Annotated in this window: 18 protein-coding genes and 1 riboswitch; of the genes, 10 read left to right on the top strand and 8 right to left on the bottom strand. The window is 42.5% G+C overall.

What is annotated here, in order from left to right; all coding sequences use genetic code 11:
• Nucleotides 1–73: 73 nt before the first annotated feature.
• The 6 genes from CHJ_RS13295 to CHJ_RS13270 all read right to left on the bottom strand — a co-directional run bounded on the left by CHJ_RS13295 (nt 74) and on the right by CHJ_RS13270 (nt 4,444).
• Nucleotides 74–577, bottom strand: a complete 504-nt coding sequence (locus CHJ_RS13295) for a DUF3299 domain-containing protein (protein WP_171754201.1) — start codon at nt 575–577, stop codon at nt 74–76.
• 15 nt (nt 578–592) lie between these two features.
• Nucleotides 593–1,852, bottom strand: coding sequence for an ABC transporter permease (locus tag CHJ_RS13290; RefSeq protein WP_317917906.1), 1,260 nt, complete (start codon nt 1,850–1,852; stop codon nt 593–595).
• Nucleotides 1,849–2,556: an ABC transporter ATP-binding protein gene (locus CHJ_RS13285; protein WP_317917905.1), complete on the bottom strand. Its 708-nt coding sequence runs from the start codon at nt 2,554–2,556 to the stop codon at nt 1,849–1,851. Before CHJ_RS13285 ends, CHJ_RS13290 begins: the two co-directional genes overlap by 4 nt.
• A 57-nt stretch (nt 2,557–2,613) precedes the next feature.
• On the bottom strand, nt 2,614–3,264 hold the full coding sequence (zrgA, locus tag CHJ_RS13280) for a zinc uptake protein ZrgA (RefSeq protein ID WP_317917904.1): 651 nt from the start codon (nt 3,262–3,264) through the stop codon (nt 2,614–2,616).
• Nucleotides 3,265–3,307: 43 nt separating this feature from the next.
• Complete coding sequence (locus CHJ_RS13275) at nt 3,308–3,658, bottom strand: DUF2607 family protein (protein WP_317917903.1); 351 nt, start codon at nt 3,656–3,658, stop codon at nt 3,308–3,310.
• 234 nt (nt 3,659–3,892) lie between these two features.
• Nucleotides 3,893–4,444, bottom strand: a complete 552-nt coding sequence (locus CHJ_RS13270) for a YtfJ family protein (protein ID WP_171754206.1) — start codon at nt 4,442–4,444, stop codon at nt 3,893–3,895.
• Between the two features lie 255 nt (nt 4,445–4,699).
• On the opposite strand from CHJ_RS13270, the gene CHJ_RS13265 reads away from it, so the two are divergent.
• Nucleotides 4,700–4,906 (top strand): DUF1107 family protein, encoded by a 207-nt coding sequence (locus CHJ_RS13265; protein WP_171754207.1) that lies wholly within the window; start codon nt 4,700–4,702, stop codon nt 4,904–4,906.
• Between the two features lie 65 nt (nt 4,907–4,971).
• Here the strand turns inward: CHJ_RS13265 and msrA are convergent, their stop codons facing one another.
• Nucleotides 4,972–5,598 carry a peptide-methionine (S)-S-oxide reductase MsrA gene (gene msrA, locus CHJ_RS13260; protein WP_317917902.1) on the bottom strand — a complete coding sequence of 209 codons (627 nt, stop codon included), beginning with the start codon at nt 5,596–5,598 and terminating at the stop codon, nt 4,972–4,974.
• A 452-nt stretch (nt 5,599–6,050) separates the two neighbouring features.
• On the opposite strand from msrA, the gene CHJ_RS13255 reads away from it, so the two are divergent.
• Genes CHJ_RS13255 through CHJ_RS13245 form a run of 3 tightly spaced genes read left to right on the top strand, consistent with a single transcriptional unit; the run spans nt 6,051 to nt 11,882 of the window.
• Nucleotides 6,051–7,757, top strand: coding sequence for an autotransporter assembly complex protein TamA (locus CHJ_RS13255; RefSeq protein WP_317917901.1), 1,707 nt, complete (start codon nt 6,051–6,053; stop codon nt 7,755–7,757).
• 8 nt (nt 7,758–7,765) lie between these two features.
• Entirely contained in the window at nt 7,766–11,560 is a 3,795-nt protein-coding gene (locus tag CHJ_RS13250) for a translocation/assembly module TamB domain-containing protein (protein ID WP_317917900.1), read from the top strand.
• 7 nt (nt 11,561–11,567) lie between these two features.
• A complete protein-coding gene (locus CHJ_RS13245) occupies nt 11,568–11,882 on the top strand; it encodes a gamma-glutamylcyclotransferase (protein WP_171754211.1) in 315 nt (104 codons plus the stop codon).
• Nucleotides 11,883–11,984: 102 nt separating this feature from the next.
• On the opposite strand, the gene fbp is transcribed toward CHJ_RS13245, so the two are convergent.
• The gene (gene fbp, locus CHJ_RS13240; RefSeq protein ID WP_171754212.1) at nt 11,985–12,995 is read right to left on the bottom strand and encodes a class 1 fructose-bisphosphatase; all 1,011 of its coding nucleotides are present in this window, start codon (nt 12,993–12,995) and stop codon (nt 11,985–11,987) included.
• A gap of 299 nt (nt 12,996–13,294) precedes the next feature.
• Between fbp and mpl the strand changes: the two genes are divergently transcribed.
• From mpl to rapA, 6 genes are all read left to right on the top strand, one after another.
• Nucleotides 13,295–14,665 (top strand): UDP-N-acetylmuramate:L-alanyl-gamma-D-glutamyl-meso-diaminopimelate ligase, encoded by a 1,371-nt coding sequence (mpl, locus tag CHJ_RS13235; protein WP_317917899.1) that lies wholly within the window; start codon nt 13,295–13,297, stop codon nt 14,663–14,665.
• A complete protein-coding gene (locus tag CHJ_RS13230) occupies nt 14,662–15,279 on the top strand; it encodes a flavin prenyltransferase UbiX (RefSeq protein WP_171754214.1) in 618 nt (205 codons plus the stop codon). The genes mpl and CHJ_RS13230 overlap by 4 nt, the downstream gene beginning before the upstream one ends.
• 129 nt (nt 15,280–15,408) lie before the next feature.
• Nucleotides 15,409–15,519, top strand: a riboswitch (TPP riboswitch).
• A 49-nt stretch (nt 15,520–15,568) separates the two neighbouring features.
• Nucleotides 15,569–16,552, top strand: coding sequence for a thiamine ABC transporter substrate binding subunit (gene thiB, locus CHJ_RS13225; RefSeq protein WP_171754215.1), 984 nt, complete (start codon nt 15,569–15,571; stop codon nt 16,550–16,552).
• Between the two features lie 400 nt (nt 16,553–16,952).
• Nucleotides 16,953–18,530, top strand: a complete 1,578-nt coding sequence (gene thiP / locus CHJ_RS13220; RefSeq protein WP_171754216.1) for a thiamine/thiamine pyrophosphate ABC transporter permease ThiP — start codon at nt 16,953–16,955, stop codon at nt 18,528–18,530.
• Nucleotides 18,530–19,240, top strand: coding sequence for a thiamine ABC transporter ATP-binding protein (gene thiQ, locus CHJ_RS13215; protein WP_317917898.1), 711 nt, complete (start codon nt 18,530–18,532; stop codon nt 19,238–19,240). The genes thiP and thiQ overlap by 1 nt, the downstream gene beginning before the upstream one ends.
• Nucleotides 19,241–19,594: 354 nt before the next feature.
• Complete coding sequence (gene rapA / locus CHJ_RS13210) at nt 19,595–22,504, top strand: RNA polymerase-associated protein RapA (protein WP_317917897.1); 2,910 nt, start codon at nt 19,595–19,597, stop codon at nt 22,502–22,504.
• Nucleotides 22,505–22,546 lie beyond the last annotated feature (42 nt).

Here is a 22,546-nt window from a genome sequence, read left to right as displayed (position 1 = left end):
CTGTTAGTTGTTTACGTTGGAGTATTGGCTTATCTGTCAAACTTCTTGGTGTAACAGATAAGCCAAGAAAGAGTTATTCGTCTTCGTAGGGAGCTAATGCTGTCCCTTCAATAACATATCCGACTTCAGCAAGCTCATGACTCACCGTTTCTGTTTTTAGCTCACCAATGACATTTACCACATCCCAAAGATCCTGAATCGGTGCTCCGCCTTCAAATCGAACGTAGATGATTTGATTCGGTGGTGGTGGTGGAACATGGATGCAAGCTCCCATGTAGGGAACGAGCAGAAACTCTGTCACAACATCTTGGTCACCTTCCAAAGGAATAACAAAACCTGGTATTTTTACTTGGCTACCATTGAGTTCTTGTCGAACGCCTCCCAATTTAGATTGCTCCGGCGCATCCAATTCATGGTTTAGAGGCATACCAACACTGTCTACTAAATTACGTTCATCCATCGGGATCAAATCTAGCCACTCTAATGTTAATACATCATCTGACTTCTCTGTCGCCAATGTGCTTAAAGGATTAAAAAGAGCTAAGCAGCAAGCGACCAGCGCTATTATGTTTTTCATTCTGTTTTCCATTGATTAAATTCTTATTGTCATTCCATCGGCAAGCGATTGACGATAGGCACTAAGTGCTGGAATAAAGCCGATTATTGTTCCTGCCAGCTGTACTATAGCCAGTAATTCCCATTCATAATAACTAAGGGGGGATAAAACGATATTGATACCATACCATTGCTGAATGACGGGTTGAATGATCATTAATAGTAGATATAGCAATAACACACCAAATAAAATACCGATGAAGGTGAGTGCGCTAGCCTCGCTAACCAGCAACATAAATATGTGTTTAGGGCGAGCTCCCATGGCTCGTAATATCGCCATTTCTCGTCTTCTTTCTTGCAGACTGGTTAGTAAGCTACTCAACATACCAAGCAAACCTGCCACAACAACAAAACCAGATACCGCCATTAAAGCTTGTTCAGCAACGGACATCATGCCCCAAAGCTCATGAAGTGCTATACCGGGTAAAATGGCGCTAAGTGGCTCTTTTTTATAGGTATTAATTTTACGTTGTAGCGCAAAGGTGCGAATCTTAGATTTTAGCCCAAGCATAATGGCGGTGATCTGTTCAGGCTTAAACTCTTTCTGCGCCAGATATTCAGGGCTTTTCTCTCCACCCAAGTTGGCGCCGGACTCCCAGCCATCATGAATGGCTTCAATCGCTTGCAGAGAAACATGAACGGTTTTATCAACCGGTGTGCCAGTTGGATTAAAAATACCGACAACGGTAAATGGTAATTTGTCATGTCGGCTAAAACTGACATCGCTAATACCATGAGCAATGATGATTTCACTGCCTATTTTATAGTTAAGCTCTTTGGCTACGTCAGCTCCAATAACCGTTTCAAATAGTCCGTTGAATGGACGACCTTGTTGGAATGTGAGTGGCTGCTTTTGACCATACTTGAAGTGTTCAAAGTAGCTTTGGTTGGTTCCCATGACTCTAAAGCCTTGATGAGAGTCACCTAGAGAGATAGGTATCGCCCAATCAACGGAGCTATCTTGGCTGATTTCTTGATAACTTTTCCAGTCTATATTTGCGGTAGCGTTACCAATGCGAAACACAGAGTAAAGCAGCAAATTCACAGAACCAGAACGAGCACCAACAATGAGGTCAGTACCCGAAATAGTATTGGCAAAACTGGACTTGGCCTGAGTGCGTATTCGTTCTACTCCCATAAGCAGGATCACTGATATTGCTACCGTTAAAATACTTAAAATAGCGGTCGTTTTGCGATTAAGAACACTTTTCCACGCAAGGTGAGCAATGGCAATCATAAATGGCCTCCACAAACTTGCTGGTTGAGTTCGGTTAGATTAATCGTGCGATCAAACATGCTCTCTAATGTTGGGTCGTGGCTAACAAAAATAAGTGTCGATTGCGCTTTTTGTGCTTCATCCATTAATAGTTCAATAAAGGCTGTTCGGTTGTCATAATCCAACGCAGATGTTGGTTCATCGGCAATAATGAGTTCCGGCTGACCAATAAGGGCTCTTGCTGCGGCGACACGTTGCTGCTGACCAATGCTAAGCTCAGTGACGGCTTTATCAATTAGGCTGCTATCCAAATGCAGTCGGTTTAACAGATGGCGAGCATTGTCTTTTAAAGTGCCAGAGGTCTTTTCTTTTCGTCGATTTGAAAAATGACAAGAAAGCACAACATTTTCGATCACTGATAGGTAAGGAAGTAGATTGAACTGTTGAAAAATATAACCAATGTGATTGGCTCTAAAGCAGTCTCTTTCACTGGCACTTAAACGATGGATATCGGTGTTCAGAATATTAACTTCACCACTCTGTGGTGCGATGATTCCTGTTAACAAGCCGAGCAGAGTGGATTTACCACTGCCACTTGGGCCTTTAACAAAAATATGTTCACCTTGAGCGATGTGTAGGGAATCGAACTTTAATATTGGGCTCTGTTGATCATTCCAGCTAAACGAAATATCAGTTAGAGAAACAACCCTATTTTCACTATTCATATTTACACTACTGTTAGTGATAAACTGGACTTTTACATCCAGTTTATCTTTTCAATGTTAAAGTTTAATAACGGGCTGTTTACTGGTTAAGTCCATGGTTGTTTGAGCTGTATCAGTCAACAAGTTAACCGTGATTTCTTCAGTGTTAGGAAATAGCTCAAACCATTGAGTTTTGATCTCAGTAATCTTGCTGATTTGTGCGCATTCAAAATGATATTCCACCGCAAACTCACCATGCCCACCTTTTTTGTCAGACTCGTCAGAGTGTGATTTGTGATCATCATGATCGTGTTTGTCGTGATCGTGTTTGTCGTGATCATGTTTGTCATGGTCATGGTCATGATCGTCTTCATCATGGGCGTGTTCGTCATGAGAATCGTGAGACTCTAGCGTGTTCTTGATTGACACATGTTCAACTTGGCATTGCGCTGACGCCGGCAGCATCAGTACTTCTGTCGCTTTTGCTAGTTGGGCTTCAGCATTTTCAATTTGTTGATGTTGTGCTTCATTCTCAGGGGCATGTTCAAAACCCACAATATCAGAGCCGGGAGCGGTGATTTCTACCAGTAGCTCATTGCCGTCTTGTGCAATGTTTAACTCTACATGGCCATGAAGGTGAGCGTCATGTTGACGAAATGATTCTTCTGCCATCACAGGGGCAGAGAGTATTAAGCATGAAATAAGCGATAACTTAAATGAATGGTGCATATAAACCTCGGATTGGGTGTCATTAATTTTGCTGAATAGGTGACTAACTTATTAATGATAATAGAGGTGGGGCACGAGCCTTTTGGGTGGGAATTGAACGCTCAGTGCGCTGCATACTGGTTGTGGAGTAAGCGGTTGTCTGTTGTGGTACTAAAGGGAGAGTAACAGGAACAAAACTTAAGCCATTACCGACTGCAGCATAGAGTTCACACTGATGTTGTTGATGGTGAGAGTGGTCAAAGTCTACTTGATGTTCTACATAGGCAAAGCTCGCCCATAGCACAATGGCTAAGGCAAAAGCGAACATTCTAGATTGAGTAGAATGTGTTTGATGTGCAGATAATTTCATCAGGATAACGCTGCCATTTAGAAACAAAAATTGACGACTTGTCATTAAGCCATCATCGAGAATATAAATTAATTGTAATAATATAACAATTGTTGTTTTGCAGTTCCTGTTGAGAGCGACGTTGTTAACTGCCCGCTGAAAACTGAAAGTGCCTGTTAAGCAATAACAGGCACTCTTAATAAAATACTATCTTGTGATGACTTTACTATGACAGCCACAGTGTCGAGTTTTATTGGCTCCTGCTCTGTGTTACGGATTCTTGCCGTAGAATGATATGCGTTATAGCTTACTTTTGATCAAATCGATCACTTGATTCACTTCGTCTGAGGTTAGTGCCCCTTCTTTCACAAACTGAATGACGCCATCTCTATCTAATAAAATGATAGTGGAGCTCTCTTCGCTTAGCTGCCAGCTTTTTGCCACGCTACCATTTTTATCTAGCACCATTGATGACCATGGAAACTCTTTCTTACTGTCTTCGGCTGAAGACTTAACAAAAGAGCTGGTTCCCCACATGGCATCATCTTGATTGATGACGGAGGTTGTTTGGTAACTATTTTGATCGAACTCAGAAGCTGTGATGGTTTTCATTAACTCGGCGTTCATTTCTTTGGCGCTGCTGCGTCCAGCGATGGCTTGAACGACTCGAATTTTGCCAATTAATTGACTTTCTGACCACGGTTTATAGACGATGTCATTATTTTCCAATAACAGTTCGCCATGTTTTTCGACGCTTACTGCAGGCAATGTTTGGCCGGTTGTTAAGTTATGCGCCTGTAATGTTAGAGGTGTGCTGAGTAGTAATAGAGCGATGAGAGACTTTACGTTCATTGAAATAATCCTTTTCTTATGTTTTTTAAGTTGATGAGAACCTACATTAACCGCCGTTCCATCAAACATAGACAGCCTAGTTCAATTCTTAAAAAAGTGGCACTAATTTGTAATTCTTGGCTTCAATTTTGCATTTTTGTTCACATCATTTTTACATGGCAATGACTTTGGCTGGCTAATTCTCAATATACTCAGTGCTCTGAAGTGATTTGAGTATGCGTCATTTTTTAACATGTTATAAAAGGTGGTTTTTCTATGCCTAGAGAGTTTAAAACTTATCGTCCGATACAAATAGCTCGGTTTGTAAAAACCTTATTTAAAGGTGAGTTTTTTATTCATGGAGTGGGTATTTTTACGTTTGATCAAGGCAAAGTGTTGTTGCCTGATGTCTCGAATAAAAAGATGCTAACCATTATGAAGGAAGTAAATAGTATTATTTTTAATCAATTGCGATTGGCGTAAAACAATAGGGATACAAGAAAATACATCCTTGTATCCAGTTCTATCTTGTTATTTTTGTTTTCAGTTTAAGCTGGGAAGCAAACTCCGGTGCCGCCCAAACCGCAGTAACCTTGTGGATTTTTGGCTAGATACTGCTGGTGGTACTCTTCTGCAAAGTAATACGGTTCTGCCTGCTTTATCTCAGTGGTGATGTTGGCTCTGTTTTCTATGCTTAATGCTTGTTGGTATTGCTGCTTGCTCTCTAATGCAATAGTGAGTTGCTGTTCGGTATAAACATAAACAGCAGAGCGGTACTGTGTGCCAATGTCATTGCCTTGTTGCATACCTTGAGTTGGATCGTGTCTTTCCCAAAACAGATTGAGTAGCTGTTGTAATGATATTAGTGCAGGATCAAATATCACTTTAACGACTTCTGTATGTCCTGTTTTTCCCGAACAAACTTCATCATAGCTAGGATTAGGCGTAAAACCGCCACTATAACCAACCGAGGTAGAGATAACCCCTTCTAGCTGCCAAAACAGACGTTCAGCTCCCCAGAAACATCCCATACCAAGTAACAATTCTTGCTGTGACTCTGTAGCCGCAAGAGTGATATCTGTTTGATTTACAAAATGAGGCTGAGTAATGGCAATGGCCGTTTCTCTTCCTTTTAAAGCTGTCTCGGCAGTAACTAAGGTCTGTTTGTTGAGCATGATGGATTATCCTTATTGTTTTTCTCAGTCTATTTGAGCTCAGTTGAGTATAAAGGCCTTTTATCTGCTTTGTTTATATTGTTTTTCGCTATCTTCAAAGAAATGTTTATATAGGTCTATGTTGGTTTTCTTACCCAATTGCCTTAAATCACATCTCCAGCTTCTCACTCTAAACACCGATTGGCATATTTGAATTTGTTGTAACAAAAATAGTGAGAATGAACTGAGACACTCTATTTGAGGGTATACTCTAATTTAAGCTCTGCAACAGCAGTAATTTTTGTCGCTCTGATTGGTTACGCTTTTGTTAAAAGCGTATTTCTGCTAGCGTTGTAGAACTCATAGTTTTAGCAAATATAACCTAAAGCAACGGTTAGAGGCTTCAATAGTTAAAAGCTAGGGACATTGAGTGATATCTTCTTTTTCAAAACGTGTTTTTTTGACGGTTACGCATGATTAAAAAATGTATTTTTTTGGTTTGTGGTTTGTTTGCTTCTTGTGCATGGGCAAATGTATCACTCACTATCAATGGTCTTGATGGCGAACTTAAAGCAAATGTTGATGCATATGTTTCTGCTATTTCTGAAGAAGACTACTCCACATCATTGCGTTTTCAATCGCGACTTAAAGAGAGCATTTCAACGGCCTTGAAAGCGCTCGGTTATTATCAACCTAGCATTCATTTTGTTATTGCAGACGATCAAACATCGCTCACGGTGGAGATAGAACCTGGGCCTCCGGTACTGATAGAGAAGTCAGATATTCAGTTACTTGGCGCCGCGAGTGATGACAAGGATTTCTTGGCATTAGTTGCAAACTCAGGGCTAGAGAAAGGGGCAATATTAAACCACAGCAAATACGATGCGCTTAAATCGAGTATCAGAAATTTAGCCTTGTCGAAAGGCTATTTTAATGGAGATTTTAGTAAAACAGTTATTGCCGTTGCCGCAGAGAAACAGCAGGCGTTTATTTTTATACATTTTGACAGTGGTGTCCGCTATCGGTTTGGCGATACGCTCATAACCGGAAGTCAAATAGACGATGATAAAGTCACTTCTTTGCTTCCTTATGAAAAAGGGGATTTTTACCTCGCCTCTACCGTGGGGGTGTTTAACCAGCGTCTATCAAACACGGATTGGTTTTCATCAGTATACGTGCAACCGGATATAAGCAAGGTAAATGAGGGAGATGAGTTACCTATGTTGGTAAACTTAGCTCCGCAATCAAAGAATCAGATTGAAACTGGTTTAGGCTACTCTACAGATGTAGGACCTAAAGGTACGCTCAAATGGAAGAAGCCGTGGGTGAATAGCCGAGGCCACAGTTTTGACTCTAGTCTCTCTCTTTCAGTACCCGAGCAGACCATTATTGTGGGTTATGAGATCCCTCTTGAAGATGTAATGAACGAGTACTACCGTTTTCAGTACGGTATGAACTATGAAAATAAGCAGGATACTGAAAGCTTAAAAGCGTCAACGGTGGTTGAACGGCATTGGCAGCTAGAGTCGGGTTGGCATCGCAACCTGTATGTTCGTTATCTTCATGAAGATTTTAAGCAAGGCGCACAGGATGACGAGTTAACCATGCTGCTACCTGGCATCTCTTTTTCCAAAGCAACCACGTCTGGCGGCGCTATGCCTTTGCGAGGAGATAAGCAGTCTATTGCGCTAGAATACTCTGACGAAAACCTCACTTCTAGAGCTCGTATCACTAGAATACTTGGCAAAACCGCGTGGATTAGAAGTCTCGGTCAAAACCATCGAGGTTTAGCTAGGTTGGAAGTATCAGCTAACATAATGGATGATATTAAAGATGCTCCGCCGTCCATTCGTTTCTTTGCTGGTGGTGACAATAATCTCAGAGGTTACGATTATGAATCCATCTCTCCACGAGATGAAACCAATGCGTTAATTGGTGCGAAATATATGGCAACCAGCACGTTAGAGTACCAATATCGATTGGTGAGTGACTGGTGGTTGGCAACGTTTGTTGATTATGGCGACGCATGGAATGACACGGCAAAAATGAAAACCGGTACTGGTTTAGGGGTGCGTTGGGCTTCTCCTGTTGGGCCGGTGAGACTTGATTTTGCTTGGGGACTGGATGAAGAACCAGGAGAAGAGTTTAAAATTCACTTCACTTTGGGGCCTGAGCTATGAGTGTTGCGATGATTAAATGGTTAAAAAGAAGCCTGGTTTCGCTTCTTGTTTTGCTCTTGCTTGTAGTATCAATGGTCGCTGCAGCGCTGTTTACCCATGTTGGATTAAAAACGGTATTGTGGGGAGCGGAAAAGGCGTTACCACAACTAAAAGTAGCTAATGCAACTGGCGCACTATTTCCCTCATTTACACTTCAAAATCTCTCTTACCATGATTCTGCACTACAACTGCAATTAGATAGTGAAGAAGTGACGCTTGCCATCGATGCCCAGTGTTTATTGCAGCCTTCAATTTGTGTGGAACAGCTAAAAATTAAAGGGCTAACTTTACTTTTGCCCACCTTGCCGGCCTCTACTGCCAGTAATGAAAATGACGTTTCTCAAACTCCTCCAGTGACAGAAATCACCACTCCTGTCGATATTCGGCTTAATAATATTGAGCTTGAAGCGGTATCGTTAGATATCCTAGGCAATAAAGTGAACTGGCAACAGTTTACTTCCTCATTGGCTATGCAAGGAGGCACTTTAACCCTTTTTCCCACTAAGCTACAAACCATTGATGTGCAGTTAGCGACCACAAATGATGATGCGGGAAAAGATGAGGCAATAGCCAAAGACGTTACAGCAAATGAAAAAACGGCTGTAGAAGATAAAGCGCCGTCCAACATGGTATTGCCGGAGGTAACCATTCCGCTGGAAGTGGATCTACAACAGTTTGACGTGGTTGACTTTACTTTAAAGGGAGCGTCGCCTTTTGTTGTTTCACAGTTTTCTATTTCGGCTCATGCGGTTGGCCAGAAGGTAAATATTTCAGATCTGCGACTGAATACCGAGCAGGCTGATCTATCTGTTAAAACCGATGTTACTCTGGGACAAGAATACCCACTGAATTTACAAGCAGAAGTAAAGGTTAAGCAACCGCCTCTAAATGGTCAGAATATCGCACTTTCTACGTCTGGAAGCTTAACTAACTTAACATTTAGTAGCGTGTTGTCAGGTGTTGCTGCCGCAAAGCTTAGCGGAGAGCTACAGCCTTTAAACTCTGACTTGCCATTCTCTCTATTATTAACCGAAGGAAAATTACAATGGCCTCTGCAAGGAGACTCTGATTATCAAGTTGATATCTCTGAGTTTAAAGGCAGTGGTTCCTTGTCTGGTTATCAGCTTAATTTAGAGACGTCAGTGGCAGGAAACGCTATTCCCAATGTCGCGGTATCTCTTGCTGGGAAAGGAGATTTAACGCAGATAGAGTTATCCAGTTTGCTGATGCAAACATTGGGTGGAAGCGTATCTGGTCAAGTGATGGCGAATTGGCAGTCACCGATTAATTGGCACGCGAATCTTGAGTTAGACAATATTCAACCCGGATTACAATGGCCTCAAGCAGAAGGCTCACTGTCTGGTTCACTGGTGAATTCAGGTGAGCTTCTGGCCAGTGGTGGCTGGCAGGTTGACTTGCCTACCTTAGATATTGAAGGGGTGATTAGAGGCTATCCACTTAATGTGCAAGGCAACTTACACGCGAAAGATCCCCAAGGGAAAGGTGATATCTCGTTGGTGACCGAAGGGTTGAATGTCAAACATGGCCCCAATGGAATAACAGTGATGGGGCAAGTTGATAAGGAGTGGAATCTGGATACGCGTATTGAGTTTCCACAGTTGAGTAAAAGCATCGCTGATGTGAAAGGCAACATTAAAGGATCTTTGTCACTGCGTGGTGAGCTAGCACAACCGAAAATAGTGGCCGATTTAGCGGCAAATCGACTTGATGTAAAAAATGAGTTGCAAGTCTCAAAACTGACCCTGTCTGCTGACTTGTCTCCGCTCCCCTCTCCCAAAGGCAAGTTACAGCTATTTGTTAAAAAAGCGCGTATTCAAGATCAAGATATTCAGTCAGTGGACGTACAGTTAGCGGGAACAGAAGCGAAGCACAGCTTGAATTTGGCCGTGAACTCGGATCTATTAACGACCTCTTTACAGGTTAATGGTGGAGTGACTAAAGAGCCTAAACTGGAATGGAAAGGGGCATTAAATAAAGGCCAACTCTCCACCGAGCAAGGTGTTTGGCAATTAGATAAGAAAGTTGATATTCGTTTCTTAGTCGAAGAACAGATCGCTCACGTACAGGCGCATTGCTGGCTCCAAGCTGACTCTGATATCTGTTTAACGGAAGACCTTACAGCTGGAAAGTCGGGGGTTGCTAATATTGAAGTTAACCACTTTAGTTTTAAACAGATTGAGAAATTTATCCCTAAGCAAACTCAGCTATTTGGTGAAATCAATTTGAAGAGCTTGGTTCGTTGGGGATCAGGCAGTAAACCTAAAGTTGATGTCTCTGTTCAGTTACCACAAGGGAAGTTAATTCAAACCATTGACCAGCCAGTTACCGTTGGCTGGCAAGATATGGCATTTGATGCGCGGTTAGTTGATGACAAACTATCAGGAGAGTGGCGAATTAACTTAACGGACAATGGTGATATTTCTGGTCAACTTGTGATTGATGATGTTTTGCAAAAGCAGCAGAAGCAGGAGCTTAATGCTGCCTTAGTGCTAAAAAATATAAACTTAGACATGTTAAAACCAATCGCCGGTGAATATGGCCGTATAGAGGCATTAATTAACTCCGATATTAAGGTGTCAGGGCCGATAAAACACCCCAATGTTAATGGTCAACTTGTGATCGATGAAATGGTCATGCTGGGAGACATAACACCCATTCAGGTAGAGAAGGGAGAGTTAACCGTTCAGTTTAATGGATACCAAGCTCTGCTGGATGCGGCGATTAACAGTAAAGATGGCGTTTTGGAAGTCAATGGTGATGCAAATTGGAAAGATCTCAGTGCATGGAGCAGTAACCTTAAAGTGCACGCAGAAGAGTTAAAGGTTGAAGTGCCGCCTATGATTAAGGCGAAAGTAAGCCCAAATATGCAGATATCGTTAACACCAACGTTGGCAAAAATTGAAGGGGATGTTTACTTACCTTGGGGAAGAATAAGTGTTGCAGAACTTCCGCCAAGTGCCATCGGTGTCTCTAGCGATGAGATCATGTTAAATGAAGATTATAAACCTCAACCGCAGAGCAGAGAATTGCCAATGGCGTTGGAGACCAACGTCAACATTCATGTTGGTGATGATTTCCGATTGTCGGCATTTGGTTTAACGGGCAACTTAAACGGTCAACTCAATGTGGCGCAAAAAGATAAAGGCCCATATGTTGTTGGAGAGATAGAAATCAAGAACGGCCAATATTCATCCTTTGGACAAGACTTGATTATCAAGGAAGGTAAGATCTTGATGAATGGCCCGGTCGATCAGCCCTATTTGGCGGTGAAGGCGATTCGTAATCCAGAGAATACACAAGATGATGTTATTGCTGGTATTCAAGTCACTGGGCCGGTAAATGAACCGGTAACTACGATTTTTTCTGAGCCGGCAATGCCGCAGGCAAACGCCTTATCCTATCTTCTTCGCGGACAGAATATTGATGCGAAATCGGGTGGTAATGCCATGACGACGGCACTCATAAGCTTGAGTTTGGCGAAAAGCGGTAGAGTGGTAGGAAAACTAGGCGAAGCATTTGGAGTTTCTGACCTACAATTAGATACAGCGGGATCGGGAGATGATTCTCAAGTCACGGTAAGTGGTTATCTGACACCTAAACTGCAAGTGCAATATGGTGTGGGTATCTTTGATTCGTTTGGGGAATTTACCGTTCGTTACCAGTTAGTGAAAGATCTTTATTTAGAAGCCGTTTCTGGGGTGAATGGCGCAGTGGACCTTTTATACCAATTTGAATTTGATTGAGGCTAGGATGCAGCATCTAATTTTTGTTTACGGCACATTAAGAGATGGTGGTTGTAATCATCACTTACTCTCTTCATGCGAGTATTTGGGGCTATTTGAAACGGAACCAAATTATCAACTTTATGATCATGATGACTACCCGGGTTTGGCCCATGGCAGTAACCGAATTGAGGGAGAAATCTACAGAATTGATGATGAAGTGTTATCTAAGCTGGATGTTTTAGAGGATGTTTCTGTTGATTTTCATCGTGAGTCGATAGAAACACCATACGGCTTAGCGTGGGTTTATATAAAAATTTTAACGGATGTGATTCATAGCTAATCTCTGCTGCCGTCAATATGGCGAGATGGCTTTGGCCCTTCGTTGTATGAAAATAAAAAAACCTGCACAGTCATGAGTGCAGGTTTTTATTATTGAAAGAGACTATTCAGGGTTGTTTTCAATAAACTCTTCTACTTTACGAACCATATCTGTGCTGCCGACAAAGAACGGAACGCGTTCATGCAGCTCAGTAGGCTTGAGCTCCATAATCCTATTTTTGCCATCAGAGGCTATACCACCTGCTTGCTCTATTAAGAATGCCATTGGGTTACATTCGTATAATAGGCGCAATTTACCTTTAGGGTGACTCTCTGTACTAGGATAGAGATAGATACCGCCTTTAAGTAAGTTTCGGTGGAAATCTGCCACAAGAGAACCAATATAACGAGACGTGTATGGTCGGTTATCTTCAGGCACACTTTCCTGACAATATTTTATGTACTTTTTAACTCCCATCGGGAAACGAATATAGTTACCTTCGTTGATGGAGTAAATTTTTCCATCGTCAGGGATCATCATATTTTCATGAGATAGGCAGAATGAACCAATGGATGGATCGTAAGTAAAGCCGTGAACACCGTTCCCGGTGGTGTATACAAGCATTGTTGATGAACCGTAGATGACATATCCGGCAGCGACTTGTTTATCACCTGGTTGCAGGAAGTCTTCTTCTGTTGGCGGTGTGCCTACTGAAGAAACACGTCTGTAGATAGAGAAGATGGTCCCTACCGAAACGTTAACATCAATATTGGAGGAACCATCTAATGGATCCATCAATACCACATACTTTGCGTTTTGATTCAGTTCTTTATTAAACGCGACGGCTTCATCTTCTTCTTCACTGGCAACGCCACATACTTGATCTCGGGCTTCAAGTGCTGCTTTAAATTTGTCATTAGCGTAGAGGTCGAGCTTTTGCTGTTCTTCACCTTGAATGTTTTCGCTGCCAACTGCACCAGTAATATCAACAAGACCCGCTTTATTGATTTCACGGTTTACAATTTTTGCGGCTAGACGAATGGAAGCCAAAAGAGAAGATAACTCACCACTTGCGTGTGGAAAGTCGTGCTGTTTTTCTACAATATATTCGCCAAGAGTGCGAAATTCAGACATGTTATATCCTTAACGTTGCTGATTATTTGGGGGAGTTTTGGTTACAATGTACATATGTTCGTTATTATAGTTTCAGAGTAACCTTATCCAACCTGATGATAAGTTAAGCGAATAGATCTAATTAGGTTGAATAATAACGAATTGTATGACATTAAACTTATTAAGAGTAATGAAGTAACTCCCTGATATTCAATTTGTTTTAGTGACTTATCACATTTAAATTGAAACGAAGGTAGAGCATTACGCATTGACGTGGATTAGATCACGTTTTCAATCATTTTAGTTAGGAACTGTTTTTAATGCACATTCATATATTGGGTATCTGCGGCACGTTTATGGGAGGCGCAGCTGTGCTTGCTCGTCAACTTGGGCATAAAGTGACGGGGTGTGACGCGAATGTTTACCCTCCGATGAGCACTTTACTCGAATCCCAAGGAATAGAGATTATTGAAGGCTTTGATCCCAAGCAGTTAGAGCCTGCTCCAGATTTGATTGTCATTGGTAATGCCATGAGTCGTGGCAACCCTTGTGTTGAGTATGTTCTTAACAAAAACCTAAAATATACCTCTGGACCTCAGTGGCTTCAGGAGTTTTTATTGCACGACCGATGGGTCCTTGCGGTGTCAGGAACTCATGGAAAAACAACCACTTCTAGTATGCTGTCATGGATTCTAGAGGATTGTGGATACGCGCCTGGTTTCTTGGTTGGCGGGGTATTAGGGAACTTTGGAGTATCGGCTCGTCTTGGAGACAGCATGTTTTTTGTTGTTGAAGCTGATGAGTATGACAGTGCTTTTTTCGACAAGCGTTCTAAGTTTGTTCACTACCATCCTAGAACACTCGTCATGAACAACCTTGAGTTTGATCATGCTGACATTTTTGATGATCTGGAAGCGATTAAAAAACAATTTCATCATTTGGTACGAACGGTTCCGGGTAATGGTCGTATTTTATCACCGAAGCAAGATGAGGCGTTGCAGGATGTTTTACAACGTGGTTGTTGGAGTGAGCTTGAGTTTTCGGGTAATAATGTTGAATGGGATGTAGAGAAAATCACGAAAGATGGTAGCCAGTTTAAGGTGCTGTTCAATGGTGAACAAGTTGGTGAAGTTCATTGGGACTTGGTTGGTGACCATAATGTTAGCAATGCTCTTATGGCGATATCTGCGGCTCGACATGTGGGAGTCACGCCTGATCTCGCTTGTGAATCCCTTGGCAAATTTATTAATACTAAGCGTCGTTTAGAGTTAAAAGGGGTGATTGGCGATGTTTCTGTGTACGATGATTTTGCTCATCATCCTACCGCTATAGCGCTGACTTTAGATGGCCTAAGAAATAACAAGCCATCAGCAAATATTATTGCGGTGCTTGAGCCACGATCAGCAACCATGAAAATGGGTGTTCATAAAGAGGCGTTAGCTAACTCGTTAGCAAAGGCAGACTCTGTTTACCTTTTCCAGCCAGAAACGCTTTCTTGGTCTGTTGATGAGGTGGCACAACATTGTACTCAGCCAACTTCTGTTGGTGCTAGTGTTGATGAGTTGGTTGAACAGATCGTCTCACAAGCTCAGTGCGGGGATCAAATTCTAGTCATGAGTAACGGCGGCTTTGAAGGCATTCATGACAAGTTGTTAGCAAAACTTGCAGATAAAAAGGCGAAACTACAATGAGTAAAGAAAAATGCATCACGCTGGCATTTACCGGTGCGTCGGGTGCGCCTTATGGATTGAGGCTACTAGAGTGTTTGCTTGCGGCTGACTATAAAGTGTTTTTACTTATCTCATCGGCGGCCAGAGTTGTGATGGCGACGGAACACAACTTAAAGTTGCCAGCTTCACCTGAAGCGGCAAAAGATGTTTTGCTTGAGCATCTGTCTTGTGATGCCGAGAAACTTGTTGTTTGTGGGAAAGAAGAGTGGTTTTCACCGGTTGCATCGGGGAGTGCAGCACCGAAACAGATGGTTGTTTGCCCTTGCTCAGCAGGTAGTGTGGCATCCATTGCTCACGGTATGTCTGATAACTTGATCGAAAGAGCAGCAGATGTGGTGCTTAAAGAGCGAGGTCAGTTGTTATTGGTTGTGCGAGAAACGCCATTTTCAACACTACACCTAGAAAACATGCACAAGCTGTCTCAGATGGGAGTCACTATTATGCCCGCTGCTCCTGGTTTTTATCATCAGCCTAAAACCATTGATGACTTGGTGGATTTTATGGTGGCCAGAATTCTAGACCATTTAGGTGTGGAGCAAGGACTGGTTCCTCGCTGGGGATACGATCAAAGGTAAGTGGATTCGATCAACCATGAAAGGCGTTTTTTCAGAGTTAACTCTATTTCATCATCGTATCAGTTATTATCGCTAGCGATGTTTTCACAGTAAACAATAGCTACTGACGTCAATTCCGATTACAATCTTTCTGACTCAACGGGGTGCTGCAAAAAGAATTTTTGTGGCTGAGATTAAGCAATTAGAACCCGAACACCTGAACCAGATAATACTGGCGTAGGAATTGAGGCAGGATGTTTGTGTTTATCCTCACTCAACCCTGTGCCGCTCATAACAAGGAGAGCGTCCAGTGAAATATACTATTTCCGCACTTGCACTAGCCCTATCGTTTTCTGCCTCCGCAGAACAAACCTTAACTGTATATACCTACGACTCATTTGCTTCTGATTGGGGTCCTGGCCCGAAAATTGAAAAAGCGTTTGAAGAAAAGTGTGGTTGTGATTTACAGTTTGTCGCCTTAGATGATGGTGTTTCAATCCTTAATCGTCTGCGATTAGAAGGAAAGAATAGCAAGGCGGATGTTATTGTTGGTTTGGACACCAATTTAATGGCAGAAGCGACCAATACGGGCTTGCTTGAGCAACACAACGTAGATACATCGAACATTACATTACCAAATGGTTGGTCTGATCAAACTTTCGTACCATTCGATTTCGGTTATTTCGCCTTTGTTTATAACAAAGAGACATTAACTAACCCGCCAAAAAGTTTAAAAGAGCTGGTTGAAAGAGATGATGAGTTAAAAGTGATCTACCAAGATCCAAGAACATCGACTCCCGGACAAGGTTTAATGCTATGGATGAAATCTGTATATGGCGATAAAGCCTCAGAAGCTTGGACTAAGCTATCTGCTAAGACAGTCACAGTCACCAAAGGTTGGTCTGAAGCTTACTCTATGTTTTTGAAAGGTGAGTCCGACATGGTGCTCTCATATACCACATCACCGGCCTATCACCTTATTGCAGAAAATGAGAGCAAATATAAGGCTGCAGATTTTGCCGAAGGTCACTACATGCAAGTAGAAGTTGCGGCTAAAGTGAAAAGCAGCAAAAACACAGCATTGGCCGATGAGTTTATGGCCTTCATTTTGTCAGATGAGTTTCAAACGGTAATGCCTACGGGTAACTGGATGTATCCAGTGACGAATGTGGCATTACCAGACGGGTTTGAATCACTAACGGTACCAAAACAAGCTCTTACATTTACACCACAACAGGTAGAAAAGATGCGTAAACCGTGGATTCGTGAATGGCAGAGTGCATTAACGAAGTAATGTAAGCCTAGTGCCGTGTAGTCAACTACGCAATCAGGCGGTAACGCAGTAGAAAATGACAACAAATACTGCCCGAAGGGTTCATCTAAAAGCGCCTTGAGCTGTGCTATGAGTCGTTGGCATAGAATAACTATGCTACTCTCCTCATGCCTTGCTCAAAACGCTTTTAGACTGAACAACATTTGTACTTGAAAAGTCAACAGACCCTAGTGATGGCTTTAAAAACCTCAGGTCGAGATAAAAAATTAGAACCGCTCGTATCGTCATGGGCCTAGACGCTAAAAAATGCTAACGAGAGGCTTAGTGTATTTCGAATTGAGGTGAGTAGTACCGTACTTAGTTGTTTTCCGGAACAGAATGTATTTTTACAAGATAATTAATGTCGTTGATATAAGTTGCTATGCAGAAAACTCCTAAGCTGGGTGTCGCTGTTGCCATCATCATTTTAACCTTTGTGCTCTCCGCATTAAGCGCACTGCTGTTTTATACTCCAGACATTCAGGTGTCTGGTTTTTGGCAAGACAGTTATTATCGCCATGTCACGGTATTTAGCTTTTACCAAGCTTTTCTCTCAACTTTATTGAGTGTTGGCTTGGCTGTTCCTGTTGCTCACTCCCTCTCTCGGCGGAATTTTTACGGTAAATCCATCTTGCTTAAAGTGTTCTCTACTACATTGGTTTTGCCTGTGTTGGTGGGGGTGTTTGGACTGCTGGCTATTTATGGTAATAGCGGTTTATTGGCAGAACTGTTTGTTTGGTTTGATAGTAAGTTGCCATTTTCTATTTATGGTTTAAACGGCATTTTACTTGCTCATCTATTCTTCAATCTTCCTTATGCTAGTCGTCTTTTATATCATTCTTTAGCATCTATCCCAGAGGAGCAGCATAAACTGTGTGCGCATTTAGGTATGAGCCACTGGTACAAATTTAGATGGGTTGAATGGCCAAGACTAAGACAACAACTTCCTCATGTCTGTGGCTTAGTGTTTATGTTGTGCTTTACCAGTTTCGCTACCGTGATGGCGCTAGGTGGTGGGCCTAAATCGACCACCATTGAGTTGGCCATTTATCAGGCCATTAAATTTGATTTTGATCTGCAAGCTGGCGCTATCTTAGCGATCTGGCAGATGCTGTTGTGCGCCTTATTGTCCTTGTCTATCCAGCGGTTAGCCAAGTCTAGTACCTTTGTTTCTAGCCACTCAGGCGGAAACATTGCGGTAACAAAAGATAATGTTAAAGCTAAGTGTTGGGATGCATTTTGGATACTGTTCGCAGTGACACTGGTGATTCCACCATTAATAATGGTGGTGATCAGCGGAATGAATTCACAGTTAGTAACCGTCATAACCAGCAGTGATTTTTGGTCAGCGTTAACCGCTTCAATACTGATCGCACTCGCGGCATCCGTGCTAGCCTTGGCTAGCGGAATGGCTATTTTGATGACCAGCCGAGCATGGCGTATGAATAACAAACATCATCACGCAGATGGTATTGAGCTCGTCGGGACCATTATTCTGGTGACCCCCAGCTTAGTGATCAGCGTTGGATTGTTTTTGTTGCTACGCTACCTCGGAGATGTATTTCAATACGCAGCGATTATTGTGGTGGTGGTGAACAGTTTAATGGCGCTTCCTTATGTGATTAAAACCTTGTCTCAGCCTATGCTGCATCTTGCCCAGCAGTATCATCTATTGGCTGCAAGTTTGGGAATGAAGGGGTTTTCTCGCTTTTATTTACTCGAGTGGAGAGCGCTTCATAAGCCCATTGCTTATGCCTTTTCCATCAGTTTTATGTTCTCTGTAGGGGATCTAAGTGCTATTGCGCTATTTGGCAGCCAAGAGTTCAAAACGTTGCCCTTATATCTTTTCCAGTTATTAGGCAGCTATCAAATGGATGCGGCTGCGGTTGTTGCCTTGAGTTTATTGATTCTAAGCCTAGGTTGTTTTAGTGCGGTAGAACGTTTTTTTAGGAGAAGTTAATGCTAAATATTGATGAAGTGAGTTATCAGTATCATCAAGAGTTGTTTCAATTTAATGCTTCTATTGAAAAAGGCAGCATTACCGCATTGATGGGGCCAAGTGGTGCAGGAAAATCAACCTTGCTGGCGTTAATCGCAGGATTTATATTGCCGAAAAAAGGCGATATTACAGTGAATGGTGATTCGATATTAGCTCAAGAGCCTCATCAACGTCCTTTTGCCATGCTGTTTCAAGAACATAATCTTTTTACTCACCTTACCGTAAGAGAGAACATCGCGTTAGGGCTTCATCCCGGATTAAAACTGTCAACGCAACAGCAGCAGCAAGTGCTAGAGGCAAGTCAACAAGTTGGGCTTGAACAGTTGTTAGATAGAAAACCAGAACAGTTATCTGGTGGGCAGAAGCAACGAGTGGCTCTGGCTCGCTGTTTTGTTCAACCCCATTCTATTTGGTTACTGGATGAACCTTTTTCCGCTCTTGATCCTATATTAAGAGAAGAGATGCTAATACTGGTGAAACAGCTAGCAAAAGAGCGTGATATTACCATTGTAATGGTGACTCACCACCTAGCAGATGCGCTCTCAATTGCTTCAGATTTTGTATTTTTAGCTCAAGGTAACGTTCAGGTGAGCGATAAAATAGCAAGACTGCAGGATCATCATAATAACGAGCTACTCAATGAGTTTGTCCATGCTGGTGGACACTCATAACAGCATCAGCAATGATTCACTCTATTCGTTCGCGCAGTCGGAAAATGAAGCGTGTTGAAGAGCAAATTTAAATCACGTTTTATTTGCAGGTGCTTTTAGCCGCTAGTGTTAAAAAAGAATGGTGAAATCTCACCTTTCTCCGTGACCTGTATTGCCGCATCAAGTACTATTGCCGCCCTTTCTGAGCAATGGTCTTTTTGTGCCTTTACGAAGAGAGATGAAAGATTAAAACAAGATTACAATTAAACTATGCTTTATATGCAAACATGACTATTTTAGTTGTTATTAGGTCAGTAGACCCTAGCATGGTGATATTTAATTGGCTGAATGACGAAATAAGAGGTAATCAACTTTATGGCATTTGCTTTGGGTCAGCGCTGGATAAGCGACACAGAGAGTGATTTAGGCTTAGGAACGGTAGTAGAGCTTGATGCTCGTACGGTAACGATTATGTTTGCCGCATCTGAAGAAAATCGAGTGTATGCCCAGAAGGATGCACCGGTGACCCGAGTGATATTTCACGTAGGTGATATTGTCGATAGTCAAGAAGGCTGGTCGTTAAAAATAGAGCAAGTAGCTGAAGAGAAAGGGCTTCTAACCTACACAGGAATACGACAAGATTCTGGTGAAGAAGAGGTGGTGCTAAGAGAAATATTTTTGAGCAATCAAATTCGTTTCAATAAACCACAAGATAAGCTGTTTGCTGGACAAATTGACCGTATGGACAATTTTGTTTTGCGTTATAGCGCATTAACCAATCAGTATCAGCAGCATAAGAGCCCAATGCGTGGTTTATGCGGTATGCGTGCCGGGCTTATTCCTCATCAACTGTATATTGCTCACGAAGTTGGGCGTCGCTATGCGCCACGAGTGTTACTGGCTGATGAAGTAGGCTTAGGTAAAACCATTGAAGCCGGAATGATTATCCATCAGCAGGTCTTATCTGGTGCGGCAGAGCGGGTATTAATCGTTGTGCCTGAAACATTGCAGCATCAGTGGTTAGTGGAAATGATGCGTCGATTTAACCTTCATTTTTCCATTTTTGATGAAGAGCGCTGTATTGAGTCTCTTGCGGATGCCGCCAATCCATTTGATACCGCACAGTATGTATTGTGCTCTTTGGACTTCTTAACGAAAAACCAACGTCGATTTGAACAGATTGTTGATGGCAATTGGGATCTACTGGTGGTAGATGAAGCTCACCACCTTGAGTGGAGCTTAGAAAATCCAAGCCGTGAATATCAAGTTGTCGAAAGCATTGCCTCAAAAACGCCGGCGGTTCTGCTGTTAACGGCAACCCCTGAGCAGTTAGGTCATGAAAGCCACTTTGCCCGTTTGCGCCTACTTGATCCAGACCGTTTTTATGACTATCACGCTTTTGTTGAAGAAGAGAAAAGCTATGAGCCGGTTGCCGATGCGGTAAGTACCTTGTTTAGTGGTGAGTTGTTACCTGATGGGGCAAAAAATCAAATTAGCGAACTGCTATCGGAGCAGGATGTTGAACCGCTATTCCGAATTATTGCTAGTGATGCTGAAGAAGATGAAAAACTGAAAGCACGTTCTGAGCTAATCGACAATCTAATGGATCGACATGGAACCGGGCGAGTGCTATTCCGTAATACACGATCGGCGATAAAAGGCTTTCCAAAGCGCAACGTGCACTTGTTACCTATGGAGATGCCAGAACAGTATGGCCGAGCTTTGCGTGTTTCTAAGATGCTGGATGCGGACTTAGCGGTTGAAGCAAAAGCGATGAGAATGCTCTACCCTGAAGAGATTTTCCAAGAGCTTGAAGGTGGCAGCTCATCATGGTGGCAGTTTGACTCTCGTGTCGATTGGTTGATTGATAAAGTAAAAAATAGACGTTCAGAAAAAATCTTGGTGATTGCTTCTAGGTCGGCAACAGCATTGCAATTAGAGCAGGCGTTGCGTGAACGTGAAGGCATTAGAGCAACAGTGTTCCACGAAGGGATGTCTATTTTAGAGCGGGACAAAGCTGCTGCTTATTTTGCTCAAGAAGAGGGTGGCGCTCAGTTATTGATCTGTTCAGAAATCGGTTCAGAGGGGCGTAACTTCCAGTTTGCAAATCAGTTGGTGATGTTTGATCTTCCATTTAACCCTGACTTATTAGAGCAGCGTATAGGTCGACTCGATAGAATTGGTCAGCAGCGAGATATCGACATTTATGTCCCTTACTTGCAAGGTTCATCTCAGGGAATATTGGCTCGTTGGTTTGAAGAAGGGTTACAAGCCTTCTCCGAAACGTGTCCAACTGGTCGTGCGGTTTATGATCAATTCTCTGATGCGTTAATTGATATGCTGGCTAGCGGCGACAATGACGCATTGAATGACGTTATCACACAGTCAAATAAAGTGAATAAACAGTTGAAGTCTCAGTTGGAGCAGGGCAGAGACCGTCTATTAGAGATGCACTCTAACGGTGGTGATGCTGCACAACAGATTGTTGAAAAAATATCGGCCACAGATGGCGACACACAACTGGTGACCTTTGCACTGAATCTATTTGATACCATAGGATTAAATCAAGATGACAAGGGAGAGAATGCATTAGTCGTGACCCCTTCAGAGCATATGATGGTACCGAGTTATCCCGGGTTACCTTATGATGGTGCGACGATCACTTTTGATCGTGAAACCGCTCTATCTCGAGAAGATATGAACTTTATCAGTTGGGAACACCCAATGATTCAAGGTGGTATTGATCTTTTATTAAGCGAAGGTGTAGGGACATCGGCGGTGTCGTTACTGAAAAATAAAGCGCTACCTGTTGGAACGCTATTACTGGAGCTGATATACACGGTTGATGCTCAGGCACCAAAGCGCAGTGGGATCAACCGATTCTTACCTAGAACACCTATCCGTTTAATGATTGATGGCCGGGGGAATGATCTTTCTGAACAGGTTGAATTTGAAAGCTTTAACCGTCAGTTGAGCCCTGTGAATCGACATATTGCGAGTAAGTTAGTGACATCGGTACAAAATGATCTGCATACGCTTATTGACGCGGGTGAACAGCATATCGGTGCAAAACTCCAGTCGGTCAGAGAGTCGGCTAAGCAGGAGATGATGCAAGTACTGAATGGCGATTTAGAGCGTCTACAAGCCCTAAAAGCGGTGAATCCAAATATTCGTGATGAAGAGCTACAAGCCATTGATGAGCAAATTGCTCAGTTGACGGATTACATTGATAACGCGCAGATTCAGTTGGACTCATTGAGAGTGATTGTGGTTAGCCATAACTAGGGTCTGTTTTATTAGGGCTACTTTCTATAGAGATGGCCCTTT

The organism is Vibrio sp. MACH09, assembly GCF_033238805.1.
In the GTDB taxonomy this organism is placed as follows: Bacteria; Pseudomonadota; Gammaproteobacteria; order Enterobacterales; family Vibrionaceae; genus Vibrio.
Note: the sequence above shows the minus strand (reverse complement) of the source record. Positions and strands in the feature narration are given on the sequence as shown.